17 protein-coding genes are annotated in these 20,862 nt (G+C 71.7%); 9 read left to right on the forward strand and 8 right to left on the reverse strand.

Translation table 11 applies throughout. The features are described 5' to 3' along the window. Positions 1-227 precede the first annotated feature (227 nt). Both AB0B66_RS17080 and AB0B66_RS17085 read left to right on the forward strand, forming a co-directional pair. On the forward strand, positions 228-1,910 hold the full coding sequence (locus AB0B66_RS17080; protein WP_360529916.1) for an RNA polymerase sigma factor: 1,683 nt from the start codon (positions 228-230) through the stop codon (positions 1,908-1,910). A 381-nt stretch (positions 1,911-2,291) separates the two neighbouring features. Next, positions 2,292-2,525 (forward strand): hypothetical protein, encoded by a 234-nt coding sequence (locus AB0B66_RS17085; RefSeq protein WP_120321755.1) that lies wholly within the window; start codon positions 2,292-2,294, stop codon positions 2,523-2,525. Between the two features lie 155 nt (positions 2,526-2,680). Here AB0B66_RS17085 and AB0B66_RS17090 read toward each other — a convergent pair whose 3' ends face one another. From AB0B66_RS17090 to AB0B66_RS17105, 4 genes are all read right to left on the reverse strand, one after another. Further along, positions 2,681-4,399, reverse strand: a complete 1,719-nt coding sequence (locus tag AB0B66_RS17090; RefSeq protein ID WP_360529919.1) for a DEAD/DEAH box helicase — start codon at positions 4,397-4,399, stop codon at positions 2,681-2,683. 185 nt (positions 4,400-4,584) lie between these two features. Continuing rightward, the gene (locus tag AB0B66_RS17095; RefSeq protein WP_360529922.1) at positions 4,585-5,226 is read right to left on the reverse strand and encodes a trimeric intracellular cation channel family protein; all 642 of its coding nucleotides are present in this window, start codon (positions 5,224-5,226) and stop codon (positions 4,585-4,587) included. Between the two features lie 88 nt (positions 5,227-5,314). Continuing rightward, positions 5,315-6,256 carry a ribokinase gene (locus AB0B66_RS17100; protein WP_360529925.1) on the reverse strand — a complete coding sequence of 314 codons (942 nt, stop codon included), beginning with the start codon at positions 6,254-6,256 and terminating at the stop codon, positions 5,315-5,317. A 125-nt stretch (positions 6,257-6,381) separates the two neighbouring features. After that, a complete protein-coding gene (locus AB0B66_RS17105) occupies positions 6,382-6,627 on the reverse strand; it encodes a DUF3039 domain-containing protein (RefSeq protein ID WP_155372228.1) in 246 nt (81 codons plus the stop codon). An 89-nt stretch (positions 6,628-6,716) separates the two neighbouring features. On the opposite strand from AB0B66_RS17105, the gene AB0B66_RS17110 reads away from it, so the two are divergent. From AB0B66_RS17110 to AB0B66_RS17120, 3 genes are all read left to right on the forward strand, one after another. Beyond that, positions 6,717-7,640 carry a pseudouridine-5'-phosphate glycosidase gene (locus tag AB0B66_RS17110; protein ID WP_360529929.1) on the forward strand — a complete coding sequence of 308 codons (924 nt, stop codon included), beginning with the start codon at positions 6,717-6,719 and terminating at the stop codon, positions 7,638-7,640. After that, positions 7,637-8,551 (forward strand): sugar kinase, encoded by a 915-nt coding sequence (locus AB0B66_RS17115; RefSeq protein WP_360529932.1) that lies wholly within the window; start codon positions 7,637-7,639, stop codon positions 8,549-8,551. The genes AB0B66_RS17110 and AB0B66_RS17115 overlap by 4 nt, the downstream gene beginning before the upstream one ends. A gap of 92 nt (positions 8,552-8,643) precedes the next feature. Then, on the forward strand, positions 8,644-9,024 hold the full coding sequence (locus AB0B66_RS17120) for a DUF3099 domain-containing protein (protein ID WP_360529934.1): 381 nt from the start codon (positions 8,644-8,646) through the stop codon (positions 9,022-9,024). Positions 9,025-9,207: 183 nt separating this feature from the next. On the opposite strand, the gene AB0B66_RS17125 is transcribed toward AB0B66_RS17120, so the two are convergent. The 3 genes from AB0B66_RS17125 to AB0B66_RS17135 all read right to left on the reverse strand — a co-directional run bounded on the left by AB0B66_RS17125 (position 9,208) and on the right by AB0B66_RS17135 (position 16,650). Further along, a complete protein-coding gene (locus AB0B66_RS17125; protein ID WP_360529937.1) occupies positions 9,208-9,942 on the reverse strand; it encodes an alanyl-tRNA editing protein in 735 nt (244 codons plus the stop codon). A gap of 74 nt (positions 9,943-10,016) precedes the next feature. After that, a complete protein-coding gene (locus AB0B66_RS17130; RefSeq protein WP_360529940.1) occupies positions 10,017-15,065 on the reverse strand; it encodes a Pls/PosA family non-ribosomal peptide synthetase in 5,049 nt (1,682 codons plus the stop codon). 163 nt (positions 15,066-15,228) lie between these two features. Then, complete coding sequence (locus AB0B66_RS17135) at positions 15,229-16,650, reverse strand: diaminobutyrate--2-oxoglutarate transaminase family protein (RefSeq protein WP_360529943.1); 1,422 nt, start codon at positions 16,648-16,650, stop codon at positions 15,229-15,231. A gap of 321 nt (positions 16,651-16,971) precedes the next feature. Here AB0B66_RS17135 and AB0B66_RS17140 point away from each other — a divergent pair, with 321 nt between their 5' ends. Then, positions 16,972-17,670: an LppX_LprAFG lipoprotein gene (locus AB0B66_RS17140; protein ID WP_360529946.1), complete on the forward strand. Its 699-nt coding sequence runs from the start codon at positions 16,972-16,974 to the stop codon at positions 17,668-17,670. Beyond that, positions 17,660-19,255 (forward strand): MFS transporter, encoded by a 1,596-nt coding sequence (locus AB0B66_RS17145; RefSeq protein WP_360529949.1) that lies wholly within the window; start codon positions 17,660-17,662, stop codon positions 19,253-19,255. The genes AB0B66_RS17140 and AB0B66_RS17145 overlap by 11 nt, the downstream gene beginning before the upstream one ends. A 266-nt stretch (positions 19,256-19,521) precedes the next feature. Here AB0B66_RS17145 and AB0B66_RS17150 read toward each other — a convergent pair whose 3' ends face one another. Continuing rightward, positions 19,522-20,103 (reverse strand): HhH-GPD-type base excision DNA repair protein, encoded by a 582-nt coding sequence (locus tag AB0B66_RS17150; RefSeq protein ID WP_360529952.1) that lies wholly within the window; start codon positions 20,101-20,103, stop codon positions 19,522-19,524. A gap of 119 nt (positions 20,104-20,222) precedes the next feature. On the opposite strand from AB0B66_RS17150, the gene AB0B66_RS17155 reads away from it, so the two are divergent. Together AB0B66_RS17155 and AB0B66_RS17160 are read left to right on the forward strand one after the other, a co-directional pair. Beyond that, on the forward strand, positions 20,223-20,453 hold the full coding sequence (locus tag AB0B66_RS17155) for a ribbon-helix-helix domain-containing protein (protein ID WP_360529955.1): 231 nt from the start codon (positions 20,223-20,225) through the stop codon (positions 20,451-20,453). Beyond that, positions 20,440-20,787, forward strand: coding sequence for a type II toxin-antitoxin system PemK/MazF family toxin (locus AB0B66_RS17160; protein ID WP_360529958.1), 348 nt, complete (start codon positions 20,440-20,442; stop codon positions 20,785-20,787). Before AB0B66_RS17155 ends, AB0B66_RS17160 begins: the two co-directional genes overlap by 14 nt. Positions 20,788-20,862: the final 75 nt, after the last annotated feature.

The following is a 20,862-nucleotide window of genomic DNA, read 5'->3' on the forward strand; positions in this document are numbered from 1 at the left end:
CCTCGTCACCTGGTGCCATCCTGCCAAGGCTCCGGAGCCCGCTCGCGGACCTCCTGCGGCGTGCGCGCCGAGATGATCGCCGAGTACGGCGCTACAATTCACGCCTGCGTCGTGCCGAAGGTGCGAGGCGCATCCACACATCACACTGGCTGACCCACCGCGACGCGCCCTGCGACGCGGCCGAAGCCGCAGATTCTTGTTTGATACTCGCCTCCGGAAGGTCGTCCGTGACTGAAGCCCGCCAGATCAGCGCCGACGTTCGCTCGCTCACCGACATGCTGCTCGCCCAAGCCGCAGGCGCCGGCGGCCGGCTCACGCCTGCGGATGTCGCGCGCACCGTGGAGGCTGCCGACGTCACACCCGCCCAGGCCAAGAAGATGCTTCGCGCTCTGCTCGAGGCGGGCGTGACGGTCGAGGTCGACGACTCCGCCAACGGCCGCCGCAAGGTGGCCGCCGCGCGGGCCGCGACCCCGGCGTCGAAGGCCACCACCGCGAAGGCGGCTCCGCCCGCCGCGTCGAAGGCCGCCAAGCCGGCCGCGCCCAAGCAGGCCACGCCCACCGAGAGCGGCGCCGACGCGCCCGCTCCGGTCAAGCTGGCCCCGAAGGCCGCTCCGGCCAAGGCCGCCCCGGCGGCCAAGCCGGTGAAGGCAGCCGCCAAGGCCGCCCCCGCGAAGGCGGAGGACGGCGCGGAGGCCAAGGCCGCGCCCGCCAAGAAGGCCGCTGCCAAGAAGGCTGTCGAGAAGAAGACACCCGAGAAGGCCGCGCCCGCCAAGGCCGCCAAGAAGGGCGAGCCGGGCGAGGGCGACGAGCCGGACGGCGCCGACCTCTCGATCGAGGAGCTGGCCGCCGACCTCGAGGACGTCGTGGTCGACGAGCCGGTCGAGGTGGCCCAGGCCGCCGAGGCCGACGCCGCCGCCTCCGACGACTTCGAGTGGGACGCCGAGGAGTCCGAGGCGCTCAAGCAGGCCCGCAAGGACGCCGAGCTGACCGCGTCGGCCGACTCCGTCCGCGCGTACCTCAAGCAGATCGGCAAGGTGCCGCTGCTCAACGCGGAGCAGGAGGTCGAGCTCGCCAAGCGCATCGAGGCCGGGCTGTACGCCGCCGAGCGGCTGCGCCAGGCCGAGGAGGAGGGCCTGCAGCTCACCCGCGACATGCAGCGGGACCTGCTGTGGGTCTCCCGGGACGGCGAGCGCGCCAAGAACCACCTGCTGGAGGCCAACCTCCGCCTGGTGGTGTCGCTGGCCAAGCGCTACACCGGCCGCGGCATGGCGTTCCTGGACCTGATCCAGGAGGGCAACCTCGGCCTCATCCGCGCCGTCGAGAAGTTCGACTACACCAAGGGCTACAAGTTCTCCACGTACGCCACCTGGTGGATCCGCCAGGCCATCACCCGCGCCATGGCCGACCAGGCCCGCACCATCCGTATCCCGGTGCACATGGTCGAAGTGATCAACAAGCTCGGCCGCATCCAGCGCGAGCTGCTCCAGGACCTGGGCCGCGAGCCCACCCCGGAGGAGCTGGCCAAGGAGATGGACATCACCCCGGAGAAGGTGCTGGAGATCCAGCAGTACGCCCGGGAGCCCATCTCGCTGGACCAGACCATCGGCGACGAGGGCGACAGCCAGCTCGGCGACTTCATCGAGGACTCCGAGGCGGTCGTGGCCGTCGACGCGGTCTCCTTCTCGCTGCTGCAGGACCAGCTCCAGCAGGTGCTGCAGACGCTGTCGGAGCGCGAGGCGGGCGTGGTGCGGCTGCGATTCGGCCTCACCGACGGCCAGCCGCGGACTTTAGACGAGATCGGCCAGGTGTACGGGGTCACGCGCGAGCGGATCCGGCAGATCGAGTCCAAGACCATGTCGAAGCTCCGGCACCCGTCGCGCTCGCAGGTCCTGCGCGACTACCTCGACTAAAGCCAGTAAGTCAAGTCGACACTCCGCGCATATCGGGCGTTTGGTATCCACCGAACGTACAGAGATACTCACCGTGCGTACATAGACGGGTAGGCGCTCTGTTTCTGTTCGACGCGCGATCGTTGACGTGGCACTCTGGTGGGACGGCACACTGTGCAGGACGGGTCATCACCCCGATAACCCGTCTGACCAGGTAGGCTCGACCGCTCGACGGCTGTGACCCCGGTCCCCCCGAGGCCCCATCCGGGAAGCCCTTCGGCACGGCCGGTGTTGGAGGCTTACATGGGCAACGAGCTGAATGACAATGGCGGGTTCGGCGCTGCTGGACTCGGCGGATCGACGATGGATATCAGCATCGGTGACGACCAGAGGAGGAAGGCGATGACCCAGACCCTCACGCCGCCGCCGGAAACGGTGGCTGCCCCAGCCGCCGATGAACGGTGCGACCGCTGTAACGCGGCGGGCAAATTGCGTGTGAAGCTGGCCGGTGGGGGCGAGCTGGTGTTCTGCGGACACCACGCCAACAAGTACGCCGACGACCTTGTCAAGATTGCCGTGGAAGTGGCGGCCGACCCCGAGTTCACCTGGCGGGGCGCCGACATGATGGCCAAGTAACACCACAGGCTTGACCCGAAGGGGGCACCGCAACCAGCGGTGCCCCCTTCGGCGTGTCCGGCCCCGCCCTCCCCCGCGCAACTTTTAAAGACTTGGGCCCTCCCGCGTGTGCGGTGGGCCCAAGTCTTTAAGAGTTGCTGCAGGTGGTGGGTGGGTCAGAAGGACTGGATCGTGGCGATGCGTTCTTCGAGTTGTTCGATGGTGGCCTGGGCGCTCGGGGGGCCGCCGCACTTGGAGCGCAGTTCGGCGTGGATCTTGCCGTGGGGCAGGTTGGTGCGGTGGTGGTGGGCGGCGACCAGGGCGTTGAGCTGGCGGCGCAGGTGGATGCGGCGCTCGGTGGCGGACATGTCGCGCGCCACCGGCTCGCGCTGGGCAGGGGCCTGCTCGGCCCGGTTGCGGCGTACGGCCGCCGCCTGCTCCGCCTGGCGCTTGCTCAGCAGGGCGGCCACCTGGTCGGCGCTGAGCAGGCCGGGCAGCCCCAGGAAGTCCTCCTCCTCGGGCGTGCCGGCCTGGGCGGGCAGCCCGAAGGTGGCCCCGTCGAAGATCACCTGATCGAGCTCGGCGGTGGCGGACAGCGCCTCGAACGACTTGGTCAGCTCTCCGCTGGCGTCCTCCGCCTTCTGTGCGCGCTCCAGCAGCTCGTCGTCCAGGCCGTCCTTGGCCTTGGGACCGCCGAGCACGTGGTCGCGCTCCAGCTCCATCTCGCTGGCCAGCCCGAGCAGCGTCGGCACGCTGGGCACGAAGACGCTGGCCGTCTCCCCGGGGCGGCGGGCCCGCACGAAACGCCCGATGGCCTGGGCGAAGTACAGCGGCGTCGAGGCGCTGGTGGCGTACACGCCGACGGCCAGGCGCGGGATGTCGACGCCTTCGGACACCATGCGCACCGCGACCATCCAGCGCTGCTGGGAGGCACTGAATTCAGCGATCTTGGCGGACGCCCCGGTGTCGTCGGAGAGCACCACCACGGCCTTCTCGCCGGAGATCGTCTCGATGAGCTTGGCGTACGCCCGGGCGGTCTGCTGGTCCGAGGCGATGATCAGGCCCCCGGCGTCCGGGATGCCCCCGGAGCGCAGCACCTGCAGGCGCGCGTCGGCGGCCCGCAGCACCTGCGGCATCCAGTCGCCCTTGGGGTCCAGCGCGGTGCGCCAGGCGTGCGCGATCAGGTCCTGGGTGAGCGGCTCGCCGAGGCGCACCGCGAGTTCGTCGCCGGCGCTGGTGCGCCAGCGGGTCTCGCCCGAGTAGGCGAGGAAGATCACAGGCCGGACGACGCCGTCGGCGAGCGCGTCGGCGTAGCCGTACACCGAGTCGGCCCGCGAGCGCTGCACCTCACCGACCCGTTCGTACGTGACGAACGGAATCGGGTTCTCGTCGGACCGGAACGGCGTCCCGGTCAGCATCAGCCGCCGCACGGCGGGCTCGAACGCCGCCTTCACGCCGTCACCCCAGCTGCGCGAGTCGCCCGCGTGGTGGATCTCGTCCAGGATGACCAGCGTCTTGCGGGTCAGGGTGCGCCGCAGGTGCACCTGCGGCGCCATGCCGACCTGCGCGTACGTCACGACCGCGCCGTGGAAGTCCGAGCTGGTGTGCACGTCGGCGTTGCGGAACATGGCGTCGAGCTGGATGCCCACCCGGGCCGCCGCCTGCGCCCACTGCAGTTTCAGGTGCTCGGTCGGGGCGACCACGGTGACCGCGTCCACGCTGCCGTCGGCCAGCAGCTCGGCCGCGATGCGCAGGGCGAAGGTCGTCTTGCCCGCGCCGGGCGTGGCGACCGCGAGAAAGTCGGGTGAGCGCCGGCGGATGTATTCGACCAGTGCCTTGCGCTGCCAGGCGCGCAGCGCCGGGAACGACTCGGGGACGGGGCGGGCCAGCGCCACGCGGCAGCCTCCTGCTCAGAAGGGGGATCGCACGAAAGAGCCCCCGGGTCGGCCACTACCGAAGGGAGGCCGGCCGGACCTCGAAGGCGGGCCCTGAGTCTATCGGCTCGTCAGGACAGGTCCGCGCGACTGTCGGCCCGAATGTGGTGAGTCGCTTTGCACACCACCCGATCCGGCGGCCGCGGTCAGCCGGAATCCGTGGTCGCACCGCCGCCCAGGCGCGGCCGCGGCGCCGACCAGTGGCGGTAGAGGGCCGTGATACGCACCACGAAGACGAGCAGCGCCGCGCCGGTGAAGGTGAGCACGCTTCCCCAGCCGAACCGGACCAGGGACGCCACCGCGATCGCGCCGAGCAGCGAGGCGACCGCGTAGATCTCCCGGCGCAGCACCACCGGGATCTCGTTGAGCAGCAGGTCGCGGACCAGTCCCCCGCCGATGCCGGTCAGCATGCCCAGCAGGCACGAGCCGACGGCCGGCACCCCGGCGTCGAGCGCCTTGAGCGTGCTGGTGACCGTGAACAGCCCCAGCCCGGCCGCGTCCAGGCCGAGCACGGTACGCCGCAGCCGGTCCAGGTGTGGGTGCAGCCAGAACACGGCCAGCGAGGCGACGATCGCGGTGGCCGGGTAGCGCCAGTCGGCGAACGCCAGCGGCGGCACCTGGTTGATCACCAGGTCGCGCAGGATGCCGCCACCCAGCGCGGCCACGAAACCCACGAACACGACGCCGAACAGGTCGAGCCGTTTGCCGACCGCGGCGGAGCCGCCCGAGGCGGCGAAGACGGCGACCCCGGTGAGGTCCCCGATCAGCAGGGCCGACGAACTGTCCACCGGCGCAGGCTACGACGCGGTGTGCCGTACCCCCGCGCCGCCTCGCCGCCGACCACCCACCGGAACCGGCCCCGTGGCACCGGCCGGATCAGTTCTGGGGCTGGTAGGCGCGCTCGTAGAGGGCGTCGATGTCGGCCTGCAGCGGCAGGGACGAGGACGCGCCCCAGTGCTGGGCGCAGGCCGCGCCCGCCGCGCAGGCCCAGCGCAGCGCTTCCTCGACCGGCCTGCCCTGCGCCCAGGCCACCGCGAACGCGCCGGTGAAGGCATCCCCGGCGGCGGTGGTGTCCACCGCGGCGACGGGCGGCGCGCCGACCTCCAGCCGCGTCCCGTCGCGGTCGGCGTACGCGGCCCCGGCCGCGCCGAGGGTCAGCACCACCCGCGGCACCGAGGCCAGCAGGTTCGCCATCAGCTCGGGCACGTTGTCGGCCCGGGACGGGTCGCGGCCGCCGTCGAGCCCGGCCAGCGCGGCAGCCTCGGTCTGGTTCACCACCAGCACGTCCACCAGGGCCAGCAGCTCGCTCGGCAGGGCGCGGGCAGGGGCGGCGTTGAGCACGAAGACCGTCCGGCCCGCGCGGGCGGCCACGGCGGCCTGGATGACCGTCTCCAGCGGGATCTCCAGCTGGCAGAGCAGCACGTCGCAGCTCTCGATCAGCTCACGGTCGACCGCGTCCAGCTCGGTGAACTGCGCATTCGCTCCGGGCGCGACGACGATGAGGTTCTCCGCGGCGGCGTCGACGGCGATCAGAGCCACGCCGGAGGGCCCGGCCGTCCGGCGCAGCCCGTCCAGTTCCACGCCGGACGCGGCCAGGCAGCCTTTGAGCTCGTCACCGAAGGCGTCCAGTCCGACCGCGCCCAGGAAATGGCACCGGGCTCCGGCCCGCGCGGCGGCGACCGCCTGATTGGCGCCCTTACCACCGGGAACAGTCGAGAATCCGTCGCCGAGCACGGTCTCGCCGGGGCGCGGCAGGGTGGGAGTCGCCACCACCAGGTCCATGTTCGCGCTGCCCACGACGACCACGCTCGCGGTCATACCCGCTCCTCGCTGCGCCCGCGGGCGCTACGACCTGACGGAGCCCGCAACGCGGGCTCCTGGCGGCGCGCCGAGACCCCCGTGCCGCACGGCCCATCCGGCCGTCCGTCGGCGCGCGAGCCGGATCATTCGGAGAGGTTCTCGTAGATCTCTTTGCACTCCGGGCACACCGGAAAACGGTTCGGGTCTCTGGTGGGCACCCAGACCTTGCCGCACAGGGCGCGCACCGGCGTTCCCTCGATCATGGCTTCGAGCAGTTTGTCCTTGGGCGCGTAGTGCGACAAACGCTCGTGGTCGCCCTCATCTAGGCGATAGTCCGTCGCAACGCGCTCATCAAGGATGGTGCTGGGGTTCGTCACTGGTGTGGTCACCCGAACATTGTCTCAGGTCACCGGCTGGCAGCCCAGCCTGATATCACGCCACGCTGGCAGGAGCCCGTCGCCGGGCAACCCGTAAGCTCATGATCGTGACTGGTGTGAGCATTCTGCTGGGTGACGAGGTCAAGGCGGCGCTGGCCGCGGGGCGGCCGGTGGTGGCGCTGGAGAGCACGATCGTCTCCCACGGCCTGCCGCGACCGGACAACCTGCGCGTCGCCCGCGAGATCGAGCAGGTGGTACGCGACAACGGCGCGGTCCCGGCGACGATCGGCATGGTCGGCGGCCGGCTGGTGGCGGGGCTCGACGACGCGGCGCTCACCCGGCTGGCCACGGGCGAGAACGTGGCGAAGCTCTCGGTGCGCGACCTGGCCATCGCGGCCGCACTCGGCGCCGACGGCGCGACCACGGTCGCGAGCACCTCGGCGATCGCCGCCGCGGCCGGGATCGGCGTGTTCGCGACGGGCGGCCTGGGCGGGGTGCACCGCGAGGCCGCGCAGACCTTCGACGAGTCCGCCGACCTGTGGACGCTCGCGCAGACGCCGATCGTGGTGGTCTGCGCAGGGGTGAAGTCGATCCTCGACGTGGGCGCGACCCTGGAGCGGCTGGAGACGCTCGGCGTCGGGGTGGCCGGCTACCGCACGGACCGCTTCCCAGGGTTCTTCATCCGGGACAGCGGGTTCGGCGTGGACTGGCGGCTGGACTCCCCCGAGCAGATCGCGGCGGCCATGCGCGCGCAGCGCGATCAGGGCGTGCACCGCGGCGCGCTGGTGGTGGCCAACCCGCTGCCCGAGGACGAGCAGCTCGACCGCGAGCTGCACGACCGCACCCTGGCCGAGGGCCTGGCCATCGTGGAGCGCGACGGCGTGACCGGCAAGCGGGTCACGCCGGTGCTGCTGTCGCACTTCCACGCCGCGACGCGGGGGCAGAGCCTGGCGGTCAACGTACGCATCATCCTGCGCAACGCGGCGCTGGCCGCGCAGATCGCCGTCGCGGCCGGGCAGCAGTGATCCTCTCCGTCGGAGACCTGGTCACCGACGTGCTGGCGGTGCTGCGGGCACCGCTGGCACAGGGCTCGGACACCCCGGCGACGGTGCACGTCGCCGGGGGTGGCCAGGCCGCGAACACCGCCGCGTGGCTGGCCGCGCTGGGCGCACCGGTGACCTTCGTGGGCGCGGTCGGCGACGACCAGGCCGGTCGCGACCGGCTGGCCGAGCTGCACCAGGCGGGCGTACGCACCCAGGTGAGCGTGCGCCCCGGGGCGAGCACCGGCAGCATCGTGGTGCTGACGCACGGCGGCGAGCGCACCATGATCAGCGATCGGGGCGCGAACCTGCTGCTGGCCTCCACCGACGTGGACGCCGCCATCGCGCAGGGCGCGTCGCTGCTGCACCTGTCCGGATACACCCTGCTGGACCAGCCGTCCCGCCCGTCCGGGCGCTACGCGCTCGCCTCGGCCCGCGCGGCGGGGCTGCGCACCTGCGTCGACGCCGCCTCGGCCGCACCGCTGTACGCGGTCACCACCGAGCTGATCGAGGACGGGGTGACGGGTCACCCGTTCCTGGACTGGGTGCGCGGGGTGGACCTGCTGCTGGCCAACGCCGACGAGGCGACCGCGCTGGCCGGCCCCGGGGACCCGGCGGACCAGGCGCTGCGGATGTCGTACGCGATCGGCGGCGACGTGGTCGTGAAGCTCGGCGCGCACGGAGCGCTGTGGGCTGGTCCGGCCGGTGTGGTGCACGTCATGGGCGACCCGGTGCCGATCGTGGACGCCACCGGCGCGGGCGACGCCTTCGCCGCGGGCCTGCTGGCCGCCTGGTCAGCCGGGGCCGGGCCGCACGACGCCCTGCTCGCGGGCTGCCGCCTGGGCGCTCGCGCGGTCGGCATCGTCGGGGCCCGCCCGCCCCTGCCGTCGGCCTGACCCGTGGCGTCCGGCACGGTCCGCGGCCCGCTGTCGGCATGCCGATCGGAGGGGAGCAGGATGGAAGAGTTCCCCGGCTATCAGGAGGCATCGTGAAGAGGCAGGCGGACCGCCCGGCGCTGATCACCGATGCGGCGGAGAGCCCGGAGGTCGAGCTGCGGCGACGCGAACGGCGCTACATCTTCATGATGCTGCTGCGCGCGGGCTGCCTGATCCTGGGCTCGGTGCTGGCCATGCTGCAGGTGCCGCTGCTGTGGCTGTGGCTGCCGCTGTGCGGCCTGGGCATGGTGCTACTGCCCTGGCTGGCCGTGATCCTGGCGAACGACCGTCCGCCCAAGGACGAGCACCGCTTCAAGCGCTACCGCCATCAGACCGTCCCGGCGAACGCCCTGCCCGCCCAGGCCGCCGGCCCCGTTTACGAGGGCACCGTCGAAGACGCGCCGCCTCCGGCCGACCCCGGCCGCCCCGCCTGACCCGCCCACACACCCCGCCCACCCACGCGCCTCGCGCGGCCGTGCGCCGTCGGCCCGCCATGATCGCTCGACTTGCCAGGCACATGGGCGAAAGCACGTGCAAGATACGCACAGGTGCCAGGCAAGTCGGACGATCATGGGCGGCGCGCGGTGCGCGGTGCAGCCGCGCGAAGGCGGGCGCGGTCAGACCAGGCGGACGCGGACGCGGCGGTTGGCCTTGCCCTTGGACTCGACCTTGACCACCTGGAGTTTGCCGATCTGGGCGGTCGAGGCGACGTGGGTGCCGCCGTCGGCCTGCACGTCCAGGCCCACGATGTCGACGATGCGGATCTCCTGCTCGTCGGCGGGGATCAGGTTGGACTGGGTGCGGATGATATCGGGCAGGGCCAGCGCCTCGTCCCGGCCGAGCACCTTGGTCACCACCTGGCGGTCCGCGCCGACCTCGGTGTTGACCAGCTCCTCCAGCCGCGCCTTGAAGTCGGCGGGCACCTCGGGCAGGTTGAAGTCCATCCGGGCCTCGCCCGGCTCCATGTTGCCGCCGGTGACCAGCGCGCCGAAGTCGCGGAACACCACCCCGCACAGTACGTGCAGCCCGGAGTGGGTGCGCATGAGCAGGGTGCGCCGGGTGTCCTCGACCGCTCCCGCGACCTGCGTGCCGACCGGCGGCACCGGGTCGCCCTCGGCCGGGATCAGCCACAGGTCGTCGCCCTTGCGGGTGCCGGTGATCCGGGTCTGCACGCCCTGCCAGAGCAGCACGCCGTGGTCCGGCGGCTGGCCGCCGCCGCCCGGGTAGAAGGCCGAGCGGTCCAGCACGATGCCCTGTTCGGCATCGGCGGCCAGCACGGTGCAGGTCCAGTCGCGCAGGGTCGGATCGGCGAGGTCGAGGCGCTCGGTGCGCCCGTGGTGTGTGACGCCCATGACCCCGCAGTCTAGGCGCCACCGGTCAGCGCCTGTGCGGCGACGCGACCGGTGACGCCCGTGCCCGCGCAGGATCAGGCGTCCCCGCCGGATGCGCTGTTCGGTGACGCGACGGTGCGGGCGGTGACCCTGCCACCGGCCAGGATCTGCATCATCACGTCCTGGCTGGCGGCGGAGCGGGTGGCGGGGCGCGGGGCGCGGCCGACCGACTTGGCGACCGCGGGACGTACGCCCCGCCCGGCCGGTCTGCGGCCACGCCGGCCGGTGGGCCGCCGCCGCACCGCGACGGTCACCCAGTGCTGCTCGGCGGCGCTGCCCCACTGCTCCTGGTGGAACCAGTAGCGCTGGCGGCCGTTCGGCGCGGCGCCGACCACCTGCAGCGGTTCCAGCAGCGTGTCCAGCTGCTCGAAGCGGACCTCGCCGTCGTCGCCGACGCAGCGGGTGAAGGCCTCCTTCAGCGTCCACATCCGCAGCAGCTGCTCCCCCTGGTCGTCGGCCTCCATCAGCCGGGCGTGCTCAGCGGCGGACAGCGCCGTCCAGGGCAGCGACGTGTGCTCCCGGCCGGCCGGTTCGAGATCAACCCCGATGTCGTACGCGTCGGAGACCGCCACCGCGATCGCCGAGTCGGTCAGCGAGACGCTCACGTCGATGCCGGACAGCGGCCCGGACACGGTCAGCTTGCCGAACCCGCCGTAGTGCAGGCTCCAGTTGCGCGGCGCGACCTCGCCGTGCCACTCGATCGACAGGATCATGCGGACCAGCGCCCGGGTGACGACGAAGGAGCTGCGGCGCTCGTCCGAGCGCATGCTCGCGGCCTCGGCCCGCTCGTCCGCGCTCAGGAACTGGGCCAGGTCCTTCTCCCGCCGCCGGCACGCGGCCAGCGCGAACAGGGAGACCGCCACGCCCGCCGGACGCCGCCGCCGCGGCGACGGGGTCGCCCGCAGTTCGGTGAGCAGGGCGCGGGCCGCCGCGCGGGAGCCGGCCCGGGGTCCGGACACGCAGGGCACGGGCCTGGTCCGGCGCGGCGCGGCGGGCAGCGGCTCGCACACCTGCCGGGCCGGGTTGCCGGTCCAGTCCTCGCCGTCGGGTATCTGCTCGCCCTTCATCAGGAAGGCGTGCGCGCCGAGCACCGCGTTCTCGCCGACGGTGACGCCGTAGTGCACGAACGCCTTGACGCCCAGCGTCGCGCCGGAGCCGATGACGGTCGGCTCGGACCGGAACATGCCGTCCTCCTGGGAGTGGCACTGGATCACCACGCCGGCGTTGAGGCAGGCGTCGTCCCCGACGGTCATCATGGTCCGCTCGGACATGTACGCACCATCGTCGTACACCCGCTTGCCCATCCGCACGCCCAGCAGCCGCCAGATCAGCGGGCGGAACGGGGTGCCCGCGAACGGGACCGGCGCCTCCAGCTTCCACAGCCGCTCGTGCCACCAGTAGTACGGGTCGTAGATGGAGCAGCGCCGCGGGCGCAGCCGCCGGAACCCGCCGACCAGCCGCTCCACCAGCACGCTGTAGCAGAGCTGGAAGGCCAGCATGACCACGCCCGCGGCGGGGATGACCAGCACGCTCCACTCGGAGTACATGTCCAGCGCGGCCGCGAGCACGACCAGGCCGACCGCACCCGAGATCCACATCACGAACAGGAACAGGGCCATCGAGCGCAGGTTGTACCGGTTCTTCAAGGTCAGCTGTCGGCGCAGCGCGTCGCCGGTGGGCGCCTCGCAGCCGGCCTCCCGCGTGACGACCCGCGCGATCGGGAACGAGGGCGAGCCGAGCAGGCCGGTGTCGTGGCGGATCGGCCCGTCGGTGGGCACCGTGGCCTTGGTCGCGTAGAGCACGTTCTGGCCGACGGCGTGACCCGCCGGGAAGGTGACGTCGTTGCCGACGAAGGAGCGGGCGCCGACGACGACCCGCGACATCTGGAACGACGTGGTCGAGTAGTCGGCGTTCACCATGGACAGGCCGTCGGACACCATGGTGCCGGTGCCGATGGTGCACAGGAACGGCGTGTCGAACCGGAACTCGATGCCGAAGTTGGACCCGGTCTGCACGACCTGCTGCAGGTCGACGCCGATCCAGCGCAGGTAGTTGACGACGTACGAGCTGTCGCCGAACAGGCGCATGAACAGCGCGGAGTTGGTCATCCCGGAGATCGTCGAGGCGAGCCAGTACCGGAAGCTGTAGAGCGGGTAGACGGTGTCGGGCTTCCACAGCAGGTTGAGCAGCCGCGGGATGACCACGATGGAGGCCAGGCCGAGCAGGAGCCCGACCACGAAGAGCACCGCCGAGGCCAGCACCAGGTCCAGATAGATCATGCTGCTGATCGAGAACGGCTTGCGGTCGACCAGGCCCTTCAGCAGCGGCACCTGGGTGACCAGCGCGACCAGCGCGCCGAAGAACAGCGGGCCGCGAGTGAGCACCTGGTTGGCGATCTTCACGCCGCTGTAGACGGTCTTGCGCAGCCAGCCGCAGCTGCGTGCGGGCACCAGCGGCAGGCCGGGGTGGCCCGGCTGGGCCGGCATGCCCTGCCAGCTCTCGCCGGCCGGCACCGTGTATCCCGGCGGCAGCGTCGAGGAGTGCCCGAGCCGCGCGCCGTCGCCGATGGTCGAGTTGATGTCCAGCGCGGTGTGCTCACCGACGATCACGTCGCTGCCGATGGTGATCCGGCCGGTCTGGATGTAGCCGGACTGGGCACGGTAGCCCATGAAATAGCAGTCCTTGCGGATGACCGTGTTGTCGCCGATCGTCAGCAGGTCGGTGCAGATCGGCATGACCGGCGACAGGATCACCACGTTGCGGCCGATCTTCGCGCCGAGCAGGCGCAGGTACCACGGGTAGAGCGGGGTGCCGTAGAACATCAGCAGGCGGCTGGCGCCCATGCACATGCGCACGTACCAGAAGCGCAGGTAGGTCAGCCCCCACAGAGGGATCTCCTGTTCCTTCCACCGCCCGATGAGCAGCCATTTCACGGCGATCGGATAGATGGCCAGGATCAGGAAGCCGACGATGCTGAAGGCCGCCGAGCGCAGGTACAGGTCGAGGTAGCCGTTCGCGGCGGCCATGAAGCGGAACGCGAAGATGAACAGGTAGCCGGCCATCACCGCGCTGCCCAGCCCCATCAGCAACTGCACCAGGCCGCAGGCCCAGTACTGCAGCGAACTCGCGCGCCGGGTCTGGCGCGCCGGGACCGGCGCGGTGCGCGGCCGCGCGTTCTCGGCGGCGACCGGGGCGACCGCGGCGGCCAGTGCCCGCACGGTGGGGTACACGTACACGTCACGCATGGATACCGAGGGCAGGTCGCCGCGCTGCCGCACCTTGGCGCAGAAACGCGCCATGAGCAACGAGTCCGCGCCCACCTCCTCGAAGAAGTGGCTCTCCACGCCGACCCGGTCCACCCGCACCACCTCGGCCAGCACCTCGGCGTACCCCTGCTCGACCGGGGTGGCGGGAGCGGCGGCGTCGGCGGGCGGCGCGGCCAGTCTGCGGTTGCCCGGCGGCGGCAGGCTCTTGCGGTCGGCCTTGTCGCTGGGCAGCATCGGGATCGCGTCGAGCTGCTCCAGGTACGACGGGATCATGTAGCCCGGCAGCCGTTCCCGCAGCCAGGCGTAGATCTGCTGGCGGTCCAGCGCGACCGTGTCCTTGCGCAGGCTGTAGTAGCCGACCAGCTCGGTCACGCCCGGCTCGGGGCGGTGCGTGTCCACCACGGCCTGCGCCACGCCCGGCACCTGCAGCAGCACCGACTCGATCTCGGTCAGCTCGATGCGATATCCGCGGATCTTCACCTGGGTGTCGATGCGCCCCAGGTATTCGATCTCCCCGGCCTCGTTGACCCGGCCCAGGTCCCCGGTGCGGTAGATGCGCCCGGAGGGGTTGTTCTTGAGCTTCAGGAAGTCGGGGATGAAGGCGCGCTCGGTCAGGTCGTCGCGGTTGACGTAGCCGACGGCCAGGCCGACGCCCGCGATGCCGATCTCGCCCAGCTCGCCCGGGGGCAGGGCGCGGGGCGCGTCGGGGTCGAGGATCACCGTGGCGTACGTCGGCAGCGGCAGGCCCAGCGTGATCGGCTTGTCCGGGTGCACCGGCGTCCAGGTCGCGGTGACGGTCGCCTCGGTGGGCCCGTACACGTTGAGGAAGCGGCGGTTCGGCCGGTGCCAGCGGGTGACCAGGTCCTGCGGGCAGGCCTCGCCGGAGACCAGCAGGAAGCGCAGGTCGGGCAGGTCCTCGTCGAGCGTGGCCAGCAGCGTCGGCACGCAGCACATCGCGGTGACGCCGCGCGCGGTGAGGAACTCCCACAGGTCCCGGCCGAGCAGGCTGGCCCCGCCGGGTTTGGGCACCAGGGTCGCGCCGACCATCCAGGACACCCAGATCTCCTCGACCGAGAAGTCGAAGGCGATGGTCATGCCCTGGTACATCCGGTCCTCCGGGCGCACCCCGTAGAGCTCGGCGGCAACCCGGACGAAGTTGACGATGGCGGCGTGCTCGACGGCGACGCCCTTGGGCCGGCCGGTGGAGCCGGAAGTGTAGATGATGTAAGCCAGCTCGTCGGCGGGCTCGCCGCGCTCGTCGCTGGTCAACCGGTCGTCGGCGGCCGCCGCCAGCTCGGCGGTGATCTCGTCTAGGCAGAGCACCTCGGCCTCGGCGACCTCGGCCAGGTGCTCGCGCAGGTGCGACACCGTCAGCACCAGCCGCGACCCGGAGTCGCCGACGATGTAGGCCAGCCGGTCGGCGGGGAAGCCGGTGTCCAGCGGCACGTACGCGGCGTGGATCTTCCCGATGGCGAGCATGCCGACGTACGACTGCACGGGCTGGTCGAACAGCAGCGCGATCCGGTCGCCGGGCCGGGCTCCGCGGCTGATCAGATGCCTGGCCAGCCGGTTGGCGCGCGCGTCGACCTCGTCGTAGGTGAGCGCCTCCTCGCCGGTGTCCACGGCGAGCTGCTCGCCCCGGCCGTACCGGCGCAGCCGGTCGCACTGCTGCTCGAACAGCTGGGACAGCCGCTCGCCCGGCCGCCAGCGCGGCTCGTGTTCGTAGCCCGGGCAGGTCAGCACGAGACCTCCGTTGCGACCGGGTTCGACGTCAGGGAACTCAGGAAGATCATTGACATCGAGGACGCGTGTGCTCATGGGCTTCTCCCTCCGCGGACGACTAGGACGGCTGAGCGGAACGGGCCGGGCCGGGGTGAGGCGGGGGCCGCGTTCGGCGAGGCGGTCGCCTGTCCGGCACGCCGCGCGGGGCGGCGCGCCGGACAGACCGCTGTCAGGCGGGGCGCATGGTGGCGCCCGCCGCTCAGCCCATGCCGTCCGCTCCGGAACGTGCGGTCGTCGGCTCGTCGGCCTCGGCGCCGGGGCGGCACGACTCCTCGATGGCGTCGATGACGATGCCGCACGCGGTGTCGATGACCTCGGCCGTCACGTTCAGCGGCGGCAGGATGCGGATGACGCAGTCGTCTCGGCCGCCGAGTTCGACGATCAGGCCGCGGCGCAGCGCCCGGGCCTGCACCTGGCGGGCCAGCTGCCCGGCCGAACGCCCGTCGCCCGGGTCGGCCAGTTCGACGCCCCACATCAGGCCGCGGCCGCGCACCTCGCGCACCACGGGGTGGGCCCGCAGCTCGCCGAGCCGGTCGGCCACCTGCGCCCCGCGCTCGCGGACGTTGGCCAGGATCTGGTCGCGGTGCAGGATCCGGACCGCCTCCGCCCCCGCGGCGAAGGCGAGCTGGTTGCCCCGGAAGGTGCCGGTGTGCGCGCCGGGCTGCCAGACGTCGAGCCGCTCGTCGTACATGATCAGCGCGACCGGCGTCCCGATACCCGACAGCGCCTTCGACGCGACGATCACGTCGGGCTCGATGTCGTACTGCTCGAACGCGAACCAGGTGCCGGTGCGCCCGCACCCGGTCTGCACCTCGTCGACGATCAGCGGGATGTCCAGCGAGCGGGTCAGCGCCCGCACCCGCCGGACGAAGTCGCGGGTGGCCGGGATGACCCCGCCCTCGCCCTGCACCAGCTCCAGGATCACCGCGGCCGGCCGGGCGACGCCGCCGTTGGGGTCGAGCAGCGACTTCTCCAGCAGCCCGGCGCAGTTGGTCTCGCAGCTGTCGGGCCGCAGTCCCAGCGGGCAGCGGGCGCAGTACGAGTAGGGATAGAAGTGCACGCCGGGCACACCGTTGGCGATCGGGCGCTTCTGCGAGACCAGCCCGGAGGCGGCCATCGCGGCGTGGCTGCACCCGTGGTAGCCGCCCTGGAACGAGACGATGTCGCCGCGGCCGGTGGCCGTCTTGCAGAGCTTGATGGCGGCCTCGACGGCGTTGGCGCCGGTCGGTCCGCAGAAGTGCACGCGCATGCGTTCGCGCAGGCCAGGGGCCAGCATGGACAGCTGCGCCTCGACGAACGCGTCCTTGGCGGGGGTCGGGAAGTCCAGTGCGTGGGTCAGCCGGCCCAGCTGCGACGTGACGACGCGGACCAACTCGGGGTGGTTGTGGCCGAGCGAGAGCACGCCCGCGCCGGTGAGGAAGTCGATGAACACGTTGCCGTCGACATCGCGTACGAAGCTGCCGGAACCCTCGGCGATGGCGATGGGGATGTTGCGGGGATAGGTACGCGCGTTGGACTCGCGGCGCTGCTGGCGCTCCAGCAGTTCGGCCGAACGGGGTCCGGGCAGGTCGCAGTGGACGGACGGCCCGGTCAATGCGTCAGGCTCGCTGAGCATCGTCATTGGTTCTCCTCAGGCAGGACACGGTGGCGCCGGGAGGCTCCACCTGGGCGAGCGGCCCTCGAACTCCGCCCGGAAGGTGGAGGACGACGCCATAACGATTACCAAATGAAATCGTTAGCTCACCCTCCGTGATGCTACCGAGCGACCGATAGCTTGCTCCGGATTTCAGAAGGTTCGTCCGGTCTGCTATGGACCGAAGGACGGATTCCGGTCCGGACCCCTGCGGGGGACTTCGCGAAACTGGTATAAGAAAGGCCAGGTCAACACGTGTGCAAGCGGCGTGTCGGGCCCGGCGTGGCGGCCCCCACTACCATGCGCGTTATGTCCCGCACCTCGTACGCGCTCGCCGCGCTCGCCGCCCTGGCCCTCACCCTCACCGGGTGCACCTCCACAGCGGACGACAAGACCCCGCCCGCCGACCTGCCCGCCGCGCAGACCCTGCTGGCCGACGGGGCCAAGGCGATGGCCGAGGTCAAGTCCGCGCACTTCGTCATCGACGTCAACGGCAAGATCAGCGGACTGACCCTCAAGCGCGCCGAGGGCGACCTCACCCAGGCGGGCTCCGCGCAGGGCACCGCCTCCATCGAGCAGTTCGGCACCGCGATCGAGGCCCAGTTCGTGATCGTCGGCACCGACCTGTGGCTCAAGGCCGCCACCGGCGGTTTCCAGAAGCTGCCGCTGGCCGCCGCGGCCACCGTGTACGACCCGTCGGCCATCCTCGACCCGAACCGCGGCGTCGCCAAGCTGCTGACCAGCATCAAGACGGCGACCACCAAGGCCAAGGAGACGGTCGACGGCAAGGAGACCTACAAGATCCAGGTCGAGCCCGACCCGGTCGCGCTGGCCGCGCTGATCCCAGGCGTCGGCACCGGGGTCACCGGGAACATCTGGCTCGACGCCACCAGCAAGCAGCTGGTCAAGGGCGAGTTCACCATCCCGGCCAAGGGCAGTGACCCGGCCGGCACGGTCACCGTCACCTTCACCAAGTACAACGACCCGGTGACGATCAGTGCGCCCTGATCACGACGCCACGGGCGGCGGGGCGGTCCCCGGCAAGCACCGTCTCGCCGTCGGCATGGGCGCCCTCGCCGTGCTGCTCGGCGCGCTCGACGCGTACGTGCTGGTCTCGGTGCTGATCGACATCGTCAACGACCTCGGCATCCCGATCAACCACCTGGAGCGGGCCACCCCGCTGGTCACCGGCTACCTGCTCGGCTACGTCGCGGCGATGCCCCTGCTGGGCAGCCTGTCCGACCGGTACGGCCGCCGGGTCCTGATCCTCGCCTGCCTCGCCGCGTTCGCGGTCGGGTCCGTCATCACCGCGACGGCGACCGACCTGGCCCCGCTGGTCGCCGGCCGGGCGCTGCAGGGCATGGCCGGCGGCGCGCTGCTGCCCGTCACCATGGCGCTGATCGCCGACCTGTTCCCGCCCGCAGCCCGGCCCGCCACCCTCGGCTGGGTCGGCGCCGCCCAGGAACTCGGCGCGGTGCTCGGTCCGCTGTTCGGCGCGGCCGTGGCGCTGTGGATCGGCTGGCGCGGCATCTTCTGGATCAACATCCCGCTGGCCGTGCTCATCGGCGTCGCCGTCTGGCTGCTGGTCCCGCCGCACCGCCCCGACCCGGACGCTCCCCCGCGTCGCGTCGACGTCGTCGGCGGGCTGCTGCTCGCCCTCGTGCTCGGCCTGTGCGTGATCGGCCTGTACAACCCCGACCCCGCGCACGCCGTGCTGCCGAACTGGGGACCCGCCGTGCTCGCCGCGGCCGGCGTCGCCCTCGTCGCGTTCGTCGCCTGGGAGTGGCGCGCCCGCACCCGCCTGCTCGATCCGGTCGGCGTCGCCATGGGACCGCTGCTGGCGACGCTGGCCGCGAGCGCGTGCGCGGGCGCCGCGCTCATGGTCACCCTGGTCGACGTGGAACTCGTCGGGCACACCCTGCTCCGGCTGGACAGCCTGGACAGCACGCTGCTGCTCACCCGGTTCCTGGTCGCACTGCCGGTCGGCGCGGTGCTCGGCGGGCTGCTGCTGCGGCGGCTCAGCGAACGGGTGCTCACCGTCGTCGGCCTGGCCGGCTCCGCCGGGGCGTACCTGCTGATCGCGGGCTGGCCCGCCGACCTGCCGGCCGCCCGGCATGAACTCGGCCCGCTCAGCCTGCCCCGGCTCGACACCGACCTGGTGCTCGCCGGGCTCGGCCTGGGCCTGGTCATCGCGCCGCTGTCGGCACTGGTGCTGCGTATCGTGCCCGCCGTCCAGCACGGTGTGGCCTCGGCCGCCGTCGTGGTCGCCCGGATGATGGGCATGCTGCTCGGCGTCGCCGCGCTGACCGCCTGGGGCCTGCACCGCTTCCAGGAGTTCACCAAGGACCTGCCCACGCCGCTGCCGTTCGGCATGACCGAGGACGAGTTCCGCCGCGCCCTGGCCGCCTACCAGACCGCCCTGGACGCCGCGCTGCGCGCCGAGTACCGCGAGATCTTCCTCGGCACCGCCGCGATCTGCCTGCTCGGCGCCCTCGCCGCCCTCGGCATGCGCCCCCACCGCACCCCCACCCCGTCCACCCCCACCTCCGACGCCGCACCGGCTCCGGAGCAACCAGCCCTCGACAAGGTGTAAGGCCGCAACCTCCCACCACCCACCACCCACCACCCACCGCGCGTCGCGCCCCGCACGTCGCGCCCCGCACGAAGGAAGGGCACCTTCTTAACGCTATGCGTTGTAGAAGGTGCCCTTCCTAACGCCCGTGGTCGGGGCAAGGTGGGAAGATCACTGTTTCCGGTCGGAAAGTGAGGTCTGACCACAGGTTTTGACCCGAAACAGCGATCATGCTTCGACCAACCGATCCCACGATCGACCGGGGCGCGCCAGGCTCGGGCGGGCGGTCAGCCCTTGGCGGCCTTGGCCTCGGCCTTCATCTGCTTCTTGAACTCGCGGACCTTGGCCAGCGAGGCCGCGTCGCGGATGTCGGCGACCGAGCGCAGCGAGCCCTCCTCGCCGTACACCCCTGCGGCCTCGCGCCACCCCTCGGGCTGCACACCGAACTGCTTGCCCAGCAGCGCGATGAAGATCTGCGCCTTCATCTTGCCGAAGCCGGGCAGCGCGGACAGCCGCTTGAACAGGTCCTTGCCGTCCTTGGCCCCGGTCCAGATCTTCGCGGCGTCCCCGTCGTACTCGTCGGCGACGGCGCGGGCGAGCTTCTGCGAACGCTCCGCCATCGAGCCGGGGAATCGGTGGATGGCGAGCGGGGTCGCGTACAGCTCCGCGAACGCGGCCGGGTCGTAGTCGGCGATCTGCGCCGCGTCGAGCCGCTGCACGCCCATCCGCTCGGCCAGCCGGTACGGCCCGACGAACGCCTTCTCCAGCGGGATCTGCTGGTCCAGCAGCATGCCGAGTACTCGCGCAAACGGGTCATTCAGGAGGAGTTCATCCGCCGCGGCATCCTGTGCCAACCACAACTTCGCCATGGTCACAGGATCTCAAATCCGGCACGGGCAACCCACACGGCTCGGCGTATTCGCCGCCGCCGTACCCCCGGTAGCAACGTCAGTAGCATCGATCGACCCCTCCGGGTAGCATCGAATCCATGAAACTGAGCGTCAGCCTGCCGGCGGAAGACATCGAGTTCATCGATGACTACGCCGACCGCCGGGGCAGCGCTTCCCGGTCCGCGGTCCTGCACCGCGCCATCGACCTGCTGCGGGCCAGTGAACTCGAAGACGCCTACGCGGCGGCCTACGACGAGTGGGACGCCGGCGAGGACGGCCGGCTGTGGAGCGCCACCGAAGGCGACGGGCCGGCAGATGCAGCGCGGTGACGTGTACCTGGTCAACCTCGACCCGGCCCAGGGATCTGAGTCCAACAAGGTCCGGCCTGCGGTTCTCGTGGGCAACACCGTGGCCAACCGCACCGCGGAGCGAAACGGCCGCGGTGTCGTCACGCTCGTGCCGGTGACCTCGAACACCGAACGGGTCTACCCGTTCCAGGTGCTGATCCCGGCGGGTGAGGCCGGGCTGAACCGCGACTCGAAGGCCCAGGCGGAACAGGTCAGGTCCGTCGACTTCGTCCGCCTCCGCCAACGGCTCGGCAGCTTACGCCCCGAAACGCTGAGCAGGCTGGACGCCGCGCTCCGCGTACACCTGGATCTGTAGCGCCGGATGTGCCCGGCATCTGGTGGAAAGTCGGCGCAAGATACGTGCACCTGCCCGGCAAGTCGGGTGACCTTG

Source organism: Catellatospora sp. NPDC049111, assembly GCF_040648615.1.
Classification (GTDB): domain Bacteria; phylum Actinomycetota; class Actinomycetes; order Mycobacteriales; family Micromonosporaceae; genus Catellatospora; species Catellatospora aurea.